General features: G+C 70.4%; 6 protein-coding genes. All 6 read right to left on the bottom strand.

The features are described from left to right. Positions 1-252 precede the first annotated feature (252 nt). On the bottom strand, positions 253-1,680 hold the full coding sequence (locus ACSW7Y_RS13265; RefSeq protein WP_438126743.1) for a UDP-glucose dehydrogenase family protein: 1,428 nt from the start codon (positions 1,678-1,680) through the stop codon (positions 253-255). After that, a complete protein-coding gene (locus tag ACSW7Y_RS13270) occupies positions 1,677-3,224 on the bottom strand; it encodes a glycosyl hydrolase (protein WP_438126744.1) in 1,548 nt (515 codons plus the stop codon). The genes ACSW7Y_RS13265 and ACSW7Y_RS13270 overlap by 4 nt, the downstream gene beginning before the upstream one ends. After that, entirely contained in the window at positions 3,217-4,818 is a 1,602-nt protein-coding gene (locus ACSW7Y_RS13275; RefSeq protein ID WP_438126745.1) for a glycosyltransferase family 2 protein, read from the bottom strand. Before ACSW7Y_RS13275 ends, ACSW7Y_RS13270 begins: the two co-directional genes overlap by 8 nt. A 537-nt stretch (positions 4,819-5,355) precedes the next feature. Next, positions 5,356-8,397 (bottom strand): bifunctional [glutamine synthetase] adenylyltransferase/[glutamine synthetase]-adenylyl-L-tyrosine phosphorylase, encoded by a 3,042-nt coding sequence (locus tag ACSW7Y_RS13280; protein ID WP_438126746.1) that lies wholly within the window; start codon positions 8,395-8,397, stop codon positions 5,356-5,358. A 9-nt stretch (positions 8,398-8,406) separates the two neighbouring features. Then, positions 8,407-9,744, bottom strand: a complete 1,338-nt coding sequence (glnA, locus tag ACSW7Y_RS13285; protein ID WP_438126747.1) for a type I glutamate--ammonia ligase — start codon at positions 9,742-9,744, stop codon at positions 8,407-8,409. A gap of 51 nt (positions 9,745-9,795) precedes the next feature. Continuing rightward, positions 9,796-9,972: an SPOR domain-containing protein gene (locus ACSW7Y_RS13290; protein ID WP_152997990.1), complete on the bottom strand. Its 177-nt coding sequence runs from the start codon at positions 9,970-9,972 to the stop codon at positions 9,796-9,798. Between the last annotated feature and the right edge of the window lie 252 nt (positions 9,973-10,224).

Raw genomic sequence — 10,224 nt, forward strand, 5'->3', positions numbered from 1 at the left:
CACCGGGCCTCCAGACGGTCGCTCCGCACACCGCGGACCACGCGGGAGCGACGTGACGACGCGAGCCCGCGCCGTGCGGGCCGCACGAGCGACAGGGTACTGACGAGACGTCGCGCGCCGTGCTGTCGCTTCCGAGGATGCGACAGGACGGCCGCGCACCAGGACCCCGGCACACGAAGTCTGGTCAGCGCACACGCCGAAGCGGGGTCCGCGCCGCCCCCGGCACGGACCCCGCTCGTTGCGGTGGCGGGACTAGCGTGCCGTCGCCAGCACGTCGTTCGCCCCCGCGGCGACGCTCACGGGTGCACCCGTGACCGGAGTGGGCCGTCCCAGGGAACGGACTGCCCAACCCGCCTCGACCCAGTCCGCGACCGGGAGGCAGTTGCGCGCGTCGATCACGACACGACGCCCGACGACCGCACCGAGCGCGACCGGCGACGCCTCGATGATCTCGTCCCACTCGGTGAGGACGAGCACCACGTCGGCGCCCTCGATCGCGGCCTCCTTCGTCGCGGCGTAGGTCAGCGTCGGGAAGGAGCGGCGCGCGGTCTCGTTCGCCTCCGGGTCCCACAGCGAGACCTGGGCGCCGCGGAGGTGCAGCGCAGCGGCGACGTTGAGCGCCGGCGAGTCGCGGACGTCGTCGGTGAGGGGCTTGAACGCAGCACCGATGACGGCGACGCGGCGGTTGAGCACCGATCCCCCGACGGCCTCGATGGCCATGTCGATGACCCGTTCGCGCTGCCCCATGTTGATCTCGTCGACCTGCTGCATGAGGCCGACGACCCGGCCCGCGCCGAGCTCGTTCGCCCGGTGCATGAGCGCACGGATGTCCTTCGGCAGGCAGCCGCCGCCGAAGCCGAGGCCGGCGTTGAGGAACTTCCGGCCGATGCGGGCGTCGTGTCCGAGGGCGTCGGCGAGGGTCGACACATCGGCCCCGGTGATGGCGCACATCTCCGAGATCGCGTTGATGAACGAGATCTTCGTCGCGAGGAACGCGTTCGCGCTGACCTTCCCGAGTTCGGCCGTCGCGAGGTCCGTCGTGATGACCGGGCACCCCTCGGCGATCGGGGCGGCGTAGACCTCCCGGATCACCGCGTCGGCCTCGGGCGAGGCGCCGCCCCAGACGAGGCGGTCCGGGTGGAGGGTGTCCTCGACGGCCTTGCCCTCGCGGAGGAACTCGGGGTTCCAGACGAGCTCCGCGTCGATGCCGGCCGGCGTGAACTCGCGGACGAGTTCGCGCAGCCGGGCCGCGGTGCCGACCGGGACGGTCGACTTGCCGACGATGAGGCCGGGGTGCGTGAGGTGCTCGGCGACGCCGCGGGTGGCGGCCTCCACGTAGGCGAGGTTCGCGGCGTGCGACCCGGCCTTCTGCGGGGTGCCCACGCAGACGAAGTGCACGTCGGCCGCGGCGACGGCCTCGGGCAGCGACGCCGTGAAGCGGAGCTTGCCGCTCGCCACGTGCTTCGTGATGAGCTCGGGGAGCCCGGGCTCGAAGAACGGGACCTCGCCGGCCGTGAGGGCGGCGAGCTTCGCGGGGTCGACGTCCACGCCGATGGTCTCGAAGCCCATCTCGGCCATGGCGGCCGCGTGGGTGGCGCCGAGGTAGCCGGTGCCGATGACGCTGATGACGGGAGCGGGACGCGAGTCGACGGAGGGCTCGGTCTTCTTCGGAGCGGTCACTTCTTGACCTCCTGCAGGTCGTAGTCGGTGTCGGTGCGCGCGATGCCGTCCACGAAGGCCTGGAGGCTGTCGGCGCGGGAGTTGAGTCGCCAGTCGTTGGTGGTCCGGGTGCCGTCCACGATGGTCGTGGCGGTCTCGCTGAAGTACGAGAAGCCGATGACGTCGTCGTTGGCCGGATCGGCGAGGCCGTCGAAGAGCGAGGTGATCCACTTCGCCTTCTGCCCGTTGCTCACGGACGTGCCGGTCTCGGTCGCACCGATCTCGCTGAGGAGGATCTTCTTGTCCGGTGCGATCTGACGGAGCTGAGCGAGGGTCTTGCCGAACGTGTTGTCGAACGTCGGCGACTCGGAGGCGGTGCGGTAGTAGCCACTCATGCCGACCCAGTCGACGTACTTCGACTCCGGGTAGTACTCACGCAGGTAGTCGAGCTGCATGTACTTGTCGTTCCCGAGCTTGTCGATGCGGCTCGGCGCCCAGTTCCAGATGACGTACTGGTTGGCGCCGTTGGCCTGGAAGACGTCGTGCACGTGCTGCCACATCGCGACGTAGGACCCGGCGGCGTTCTGCTGTGCGGTGCCTTCCGACCAGTTGTACCAGGAGCCGTTCATCTCGTGGTCGAGCCGGATGACCATCGGCTGCCCGTTGGCGGCCAGGGCCTTGGCGTACTTCGTCAGGTAGGCGTCGAACTTGCCCGCGACGATGTCCTGGTTGGTGTAGCCGGGGACGTACTTCGCATCGTTGCCCGTCTTGGCGGGTACGGATTCCCAGGTCATGAGCGGCAGTCGGCCGTTCGCCCACGAGCGTTGGACCGCGCTGGCGTTGAAGTCCTGGTCGAAGCCCTGGAAGAACCCGGTCATGTTCGTGGCCTTGCCGACCTGCTGCGACACCTCGTCGTACTCGGCCCAGTTGAAGGGCGACTGCGCCGTGTAGAGGCCGTACCAGCGAGCCGGCTGCGCCATGATCTGTGCCTTGGTCGGGACGGCGACCGGAGTCGTGCCGGGGTCCTTCGAGGGACCACCGTTGGGGTTCGTGACGCCGTGGTTCCCGGAGCCACCACCGGAGCCGCTGCCGGAGCCGTTCGAGCTGCCGGAGCCGCCCGACGAGCCGGACCCGCCGGAGCCGGAACCGGCCCCGTCGGAGCCGGCACCCGACCCACTGGCGTTCGCCGTGCCTCCCGACCGGCTCTTCGCAGCGCCGAGCTGCGACTGCAGCGAGGCGAGCTGCGCCTTGAGGTCGGCGATCTGGTCGCCACGCGACCCGGCCTTGGCGGTCGTGGAGTCGAGCTTGCCCTCGAGGGCCCAGATCTTCTCCTGGGCCGCGGTGAGCTTCGTCTGCAGCTCGGCGGCGGAGACCTGCTTCTTCGGCGGCGTCACGCCGAGCGCCTGGTGGACGGCGGTGGACACCGGACCGGCCGGGGACACCCAGACCGTCCAGGTGATGAGGCCGAGGACGACCAGGATCGCGGTCGTCCCGACGGCGGTGAGTCGAGCGTGCTTGCTGGACTGGGCCCACCAAGCACCGGAGGAGCGGATGAGGTCAGACAATGAGGAACGCCTCCAGGGCGAAGATCGCGAACCCGATCACGTACGGGATCGCGGCGTACGGGTTGTAGCGACGGACCTTGGCCGGCTTCACGGCGGCGCGGGTCGGCGCCGCGGCGACCGCGTGCTCGGGCGAGCGTCGGGTCGCGAGCACGGTCGCGGTCGAGTTGGTCGTCGCGTCGGCTCCGTCGTCGAACTCGGTCCGTCGGGTGCTGGCACCGGCGCCGAAGATCTCGTCGAAGGCGCGGTCGGCAGCCGCCTGGTCGTCGGAGTACCGGGGCGCGTCGACCGGGCTGACCGGGGTGCGGGCCTCGACCTGCTGCGGTTGCGCAGGGTCCTCCTCCATCGGACCGCCGGCGTAGGCTCCGGCGCGGGTCCCCCAGCCGGACGCGTGGGCCAGGCGGAAGAAGCCGATGAGCCGGATCGGCATGAGGAAGAACGTCGACACGATGATGAACATCGGCAGGCGGAAGAAGTCGCTCGGCTTCTCGGAGAGGTGCCGGATCTGGCGGATCGCCATGCTCAGCACGCTCGAGACGACCATGAGCGCCGCCACGTAGACGAACCCGGTCGAGAAGCCGTACTGGTGCAGGATGCCCTGGTAGAGGTTCTCGCCCTGACCGGTCGCCGCGCGGTAGATCCAGCCGGCGATCACGCCGAAGAGCATGAACGGCAGGATGATGTCGGTCACGAAGAAGAGCGCGAGGATCGGCGCGTGCCCGATCATCCACGGCATCATCCGGAGCGTGTTGTACTGCGAGCCGCGGGCCCAGCGGAGCTGCTGCTTGAAGAGCTTCTTCACCTGGAGCGGGGCGTCCGTGTAGACCAGCGAGGTGTACTGGTAGACGGTCCGGTACCCCTCCTTGAGCGTGAGGTTCGTCAGGGTCCGGTCGTCGGAGACCTCGAGGAAGACGCCCATGAACTTCTCGTGCATGAACTTGTCCATGACGCGCATGAGGATGTTGCGGCGGAACGCGATCGTGCGGCCGGGGAGGCAACCGATCTGCCCGAGGACGCTCTGTGCGGGCATCGAGTACAGCGCGCGCGAGTTCTCCAGCCAGTCCGCCCAGCGGGTGATCCAGCTGCGGGTCGGCTCGAGGATGCGCTGCCGCGTGGTGACGCCGCCGACGGACTCGTCCGCGAAGGGCTTGAGGAGCTCGGACAGCGTGCCGGGGGTCCACACGGTGTCGGAGTCGACGAGGATCGTGATGTCGCCGTTCGACATCTCGGTGCCGACCTTGACGGCGTTGCGCTTGCCGGGGATCGGCGTGTGGGCCCAGCGGACGAGCGGGGCGAACTCGTCGCACACCCCCTCGAGCGCTTCGTTCCGGGCGCCGTTGATGACGACGATGATCTCGCCGGGCTGCTGCTCGACCATGCGGCCGATGACGTCCCGGAAGAGGTCGAGCGGTTCGTCCACGACGGGGACGACGACGCTGGTGGTACCGGTGTACGTGCCGGTGAAGGGGCGGTAGCGGGCGGACAAGACGACCTTGAGCAGCCAGAGCAACCAGATCACCGCGGAGTACACGGCGAACAGGTAGAACTCGGGGCGCCCTTCGACCATCTGCCGGATCTGCAGAATGAAGGTGAACATCGATCCCTGCTTCAACGTTCGAGGTGGGGATTCCGCTTCATCGAGGAACCAGTGGTCGGTTCGGGTGGAGCCATTGATGCAGAAACGTGACACCCCTCGCAACACGGCCCCAGTCCGGGGGTGTTACCGGCACGTTACGGGGTACAACGTGGTCCGCCTCCGAGCGGACCGACGTTGTCCCCACCAGTGCTGACAGCAATCCGGCGGACCGCTCCACGTGACCGCCGCACGGACGGAGGATCGGCGGTCGGCCTGGAGGCACGTGTCGCCTCCGACGGAAAACCCCGGTCAGCGGCTGGTTGCGTGGCGACCCGCTTCGCCGGCGATCGTCATCCTCACAGGCTTCGGGACGGCGACAGCCGACGGCTCTCAGGCTGGGAGCGATCCCATTCGCGGGGTACAAGCGCGGAAGCAGTGGGGGACGGTTCCGGACACGCGGAATTCACTTTCGACGACACGTCATCTCCGCTCCGAAGACGTCGTCCCGGGCGTGTCGGCGGCGCTCCACGGCCGCGTCACACCGCGCGTGCGTCGGGGTCAGGCGCCGTAGAACGCCCGCTCGAACACCTGGCGGGCGCGCCGCGTGACGCCGAGGTAGTCCTCCTCGAGCCGCGTCGCGGAGCCCGGCGGGTACTCCATCAAACGCGCCATGCCCTCGAGCTGGATGCGGTCGACGGGCAGCACGTCCGTGGTCTTCCCCGACCAGAGCACGAGGGCGCTGCGGGCCCGTGAGGCGAAGCGCCACGCCGCACCGAGCCGTTCGGCGTCGTCCGGCGCGACGAGGCCGGCCTCCGTCGCGGCCGCCAGGGCCTCGAGCGTCGAGGTCGTCCGGAGCCCGGGCACCGTGAGCGCGTGCTGGAGCTGCAGGAGCTGCACGAACCACTCGACGTCGCTCAGCGAGCCGCGGCCGAGCTTGAGGTGCCGTGCGGGGTCCGCGCCGCGAGGCAGTCGTTCGGACTCGACGCGGGCCTTGATGCGTCGGACCTCGCGGACGGCGTGGTCGTCGATCTGCTCGGGGTAGCGGGTGCGGTCGGCGAGGTGCTCGAAGTCGCGGAGCAGCTGCTGGTCCCCCACGGCCCCGCGGGCACGGAGCAGCGCTTGCGCCTCCCACGTCAGGGACCACCGGGCGTAGTAGGCGGCGTAGGAGTCGAGCGTCCGGACGAGCGGACCGTTCTTCCCCTCGGGCCGCAGGTCCACGTCGAGCTCGAACGGGTGGATGGCGTCCTCGGTGAGGCGTCCGAGCTCGCGGACGATCGCCTGCGCAGCGCGTGACGCGACCTCGGGCTCGGTGCCCTCCGCCGCGCGGTACACGTAGAGGACGTCCGCGTCGGAGCCGAACCCGAGCTCGCGACCGCCGTACCGTCCCATCGCGACGATGCCGAACTCGAGCCCCTCGGGAGCGTTCCGCCGGGCGAGTGTGAGGGCGCCGGCGAGGGTCGCCTCGGTGACGTCGGTGAGTGCCGGACCGAGGGCGTCGACGTCGAGCCAGCCGAGCACCGCCGCCATGCCGAGCCGGAGGGTCTCCCGACGTCGGGCGGACCGCACGAGGGCGGCCGAGCCGTCGACGTCGTCCCCGTGCCGGGCGGTGGTCGCGGTCATCTCGGCGAGCAGCGACTCGATCGGCCTCGGCCGCAGGAGGGACTCGGGTTCGTCGAGCCACGCCACGGCCTCGGGGAACCGTTCGAGCAGCCCGGACAAGAACGCCGACTCGGACAGCACGGTCGTGAGCGAGTGCGCCGCACCGGAGGAGTCGCGGAGCATCCGGAGGAACCAGCTCGACTCCCCCAACGTGTCGCTGAGGCGCCGGAACGCCAGCAGTGCCCGGTCCGGCGCCGGACCCTCGGCCATCCACCGCAGGAGCACCGGGAGCAGGTTGCGTTGGATGGTCGCGCGACGACTCGTGCCCTGGGTGAGCGCGCGGATGTGCCCGAGTGCGCCGGCCGGGTCGGCGAAGCCGATCGCGCCGAGGCGGTCGGCCGCTTGGTCGCTCGTCAGGACGATGTCGCCGTCGGTCGCGGCGACCGCAGACAGCAGCGGGCGGTAGAACAGCCGCTCGTGGAGCCCGCGGACCTCGAGCTTGACCGACCGCCATCGGGTCTCCAGCGCCGGTGCGGAGGTCGCGAAACCACTCGCCCGTGCGAGGACGCGCAGCTCCTCCTCGTCGGAGGGCATGAGGTGCGTGCGCTGCAGCCGCCGGAGCTGGATGCGGTGCTCGAGGACGCGGAGCAGGGCGTAGTCCGGGCCGAAGCGCGCGGCCTCGGGACGACCGACGTAGCCAGCACGGGTGAGGGCCTCCATCGCGTCGAGCGTCGACCGCTCGCGGACGCTCTCGTCGTCCCGGCCGTGCACGAGCTGCAGGAGCTGCACCGTGAACTCGACGTCGCGCAGGCCACCGGGGCCCAGCTTCAGCTGCCGTTCCACCTCGGCGTCCGGGATGTGCTCCGTGACGCGCTCCCGCATGCGCTGCACGGACTCGACGAAGCCCGGTCGGGTGGCGGAGTTCCACACGAAGGGGGCGACGGCCTCGGCGTACCGCTGCCCGAGGTCGGCGGAACCCGCGATCGGCCGGGCCTTGAGGAGCGCCTGGAACTCCCACTCCTTCGCCCACCGCTGGTAGTACGCCACGTGCGAGTCGAGCGTCCGGACGAGTGCACCGTCCTTGCCTTCCGGTCGGAGGTTCGCGTCGACCTCCCACAGCGCGGGCTCCGCGGCGAGGTCGGTGATCGCGTGGGTCGCGGCGACCGCCAGACGCGTGGCGATGAGCACGGCACGGTCGGTACCGACGCCCGTGTCGGCGTCCTCGTCGCGGGTCGGTTCGGTCACGAAGATGACGTCCACGTCGCTGACGTAGTTGAGCTCGCGGGCGCCGGCCTTGCCCATCGCGATGACCGCGAGCGGGGTCGCCTCGACGTCGGTGGACGGGAACGGGACCTCACGCCGGGCGATGTCGACCGCGGCCTCGAGCGCGGCACCGGCGAGGTCGGCGAGCCCGGCGGCCACGGCGGGGAACGCCTCGGTCGGGGCCTCGTGCAGGACGTCGAACAGGGCGATGTGCGCGAGGTGCCGCCGGTAGCGCACGCGGAGTCGGAGCCGCGCGTCCTCACCGGTGGCTCCGTCCACGGCGTCGAGCAACGAGGCGGTGTACGCGTCCTGGGTCCACGGGGGCGTCACGCGGTCGAAGAGCAACGCGAGTTCGGCCGGCCGACGGTGGAGGAACTCACCGAGCCCGACCGATGCCCCGAGCAACCGGATGAGCCGCTCGGCCGCGGCACCGTCGGCCAAGACGGCACCGAGGTCCTCCGGGGCGCGCTCGGACAGGCGTTCGAGCGACCGGAGGGCACCGTCGGGGTCCGCCGTGGCGCCCCAGACAGCAGCCGGGTCGAAACCGGGCAGGCCAGCGGGAGCGGCCCCGCCGCCCGCCGCGTCAGACCCGGGAGCCGTGTGGGGCAGGACGGAGCCGAGCCGCGCCTCCAGGCCGGGCACCCGCTCGAGCGTGGCGATCCGCTCGAGGCTCTCCGAGAGCTCGGCGAAGCCGAGCCGTGCGAGCTCGGAACGTGACGTCTTCGTCCGACCGGTCATCGGGGCGTGTCAGAGGGCGCCGAGGTTCGTGTCGAGCTCGAACGGCGTCACCTGGTCGCGGTAGGCCCGCCACTCCTGCCGCTTGTTCAGCAGCACGAAGTTGAAGACCTGCTCGCCGAGGGTCTCCGCCACGAGCTCGGAGTCCTCCATGAGGCCGAGTGCGTGGTCGAGGCTCGCCGGGAGCTGCTTGTAGCCGAGCGCGCGTCGCTCCGAGTCCGAGAGGCTCCAGACGTTGTCCTCGGCCTCGGCGGGGAGCTCGTAGCCCTCGTCGATGCCCTTGAGCCCGGCCGCGAGGAGCAGCGAGTACGCGAGGTACGGGTTCGCCGCGGAGTCGATCCCGCGGTACTCGATACGCGCCGACTGGCCCTTGTTCGGCTTGTACAGCGGGACGCGGACGAGCGCGGAGCGGTTGTTGTGCCCCCACGTCACGAACGACGGGGCCTCGTCGCCGCCCCAGAGCCGCTTGTACGAGTTCACGAACTGGTTCGTGACCGCGGTGATCTCGGGCGCGTGGCGGAGCACACCGGCGATGAAGTGCTTCGCGGTCTCGGAGAGCTGGTACTGCCCACCGGCCTCGTAGAAGGCGTTCTGGTCGCCCTCGAAGAGCGAAACGTGCGTGTGCATGCCCGAACCGGGCTGCCCGGAGATCGGCTTCGGCATGAACGTCGCGTAGACGCCCTGCTCGATCGCCACCTCCTTCACGACCGTGCGGAACGTCATGATGTTGTCCGCCATCGTCAACGCGTCGGCGTAGCGGAGGTCGATCTCGTTCTGACCGGGACCGGCCTCGTGGTGGGAGAACTCCACCGAGATGCCGAGGTCCTCGAGCATGCGGACCGAACGGCGGCGGAAGTCGTGCGCGCTGCCACCGGGGACGTTGTCGAAGTAGCCGGCCTGGTCGACGGGCTGGGGGCCGCCGTCCTTCCAGTCGCGGCTCTTCAGCAGGTAGAACTCGATCTCCGGGTGCGTGTAGAACGTGAACCCGCGCTCGCTCGCCTTCGCCAGCGTCCGCTTGAGGACGTTGCGCGGGTCGGCGACGGCGGGCTGCCCGTCCGGCGTCGTGATGTCGCAGAACATCCGCGCGGTCGGGTCGATCTCGCCGCGCCACGGGAGGATCTGGAACGTCGAGGGGTCCGGGTGCGCGAGCACGTCGGCCTCGTAGCTGCGGGTCAGGCCCTCGATCGCGGAGCCGTCGAAGCCCATGCCCTCGGCGAAGGCACCCTCGACCTCGGCCGGCGCGATCGCGACCGACTTGAGCGTCCCGATGACGTCGGTGAACCAGAGTCGGATGAACTTGATGCCGCGCTCCTCGATGGTGCGGAGCACGAAGTCCGTCTGCTTGTCCATTGACGCCCTTTCCGTGGAGCAGCTGGGGTGTTCAGCCTATTGGTTCCCGGGTCAGTCTTCGTCGTCCCACCGCTCGTTGTTCGCCTTGATGCGGTCGAGGGCGTGCTGCGCCTCCTCACGGGTGTCGAACGGGCCGATGCGGTCGCGCTGCGGCGACTGCGGGCCCTGCTCCACCTCGTGCGTCTTCTCGTTGAACCACCACTGGGACTCGATGCGTTCGTCACTCATGTCGCCACCGTACCCACGGCCGCGCGCGGCGGTGCGGCGTGGTGCGCGCGGCTGACCCTCGTGGCCGCGCTGCCCGCGCGGGCGCGGCGTGTCGCTTTCGCGAAAGCGACAGTTCTCCGCGCGATGACTGCTCACATCTGTCGCTCTGCCAGCGCGGACCCCGCCACCAGCACGCGATCTGTCGCTTCCGCGGTGCGCCCCGCGCCCGAAGGAACAGCCTGGAGGCCCGGTGCTGGTCCGCCGTGCCGGCAC

Source organism: Curtobacterium flaccumfaciens (assembly GCF_051548005.1).
Taxonomy (GTDB): Bacteria; Actinomycetota; Actinomycetes; order Actinomycetales; family Microbacteriaceae; genus Curtobacterium.

Bases quoted from the DNA above. Each gene is read 5' to 3' on its own strand.
- ACSW7Y_RS13275 (WP_438126745.1), bottom strand. From the start codon at position 4,818: ATGTTCACCTTCATTCTGCAGATCCGGCAGATGGTCGAAGGGCGCCCC.
- ACSW7Y_RS13280 (WP_438126746.1), bottom strand. From the start codon at position 8,397: ATGACCGGTCGGACGAAGACGTCACGTTCCGAGCTCGCACGGCTCGGC.
- glnA (WP_438126747.1), bottom strand. From the start codon at position 9,744: ATGGACAAGCAGACGGACTTCGTGCTCCGCACCATCGAGGAGCGCGGC.
- ACSW7Y_RS13290 (WP_152997990.1), bottom strand. From the start codon at position 9,972: ATGAGTGACGAACGCATCGAGTCCCAGTGGTGGTTCAACGAGAAGACG.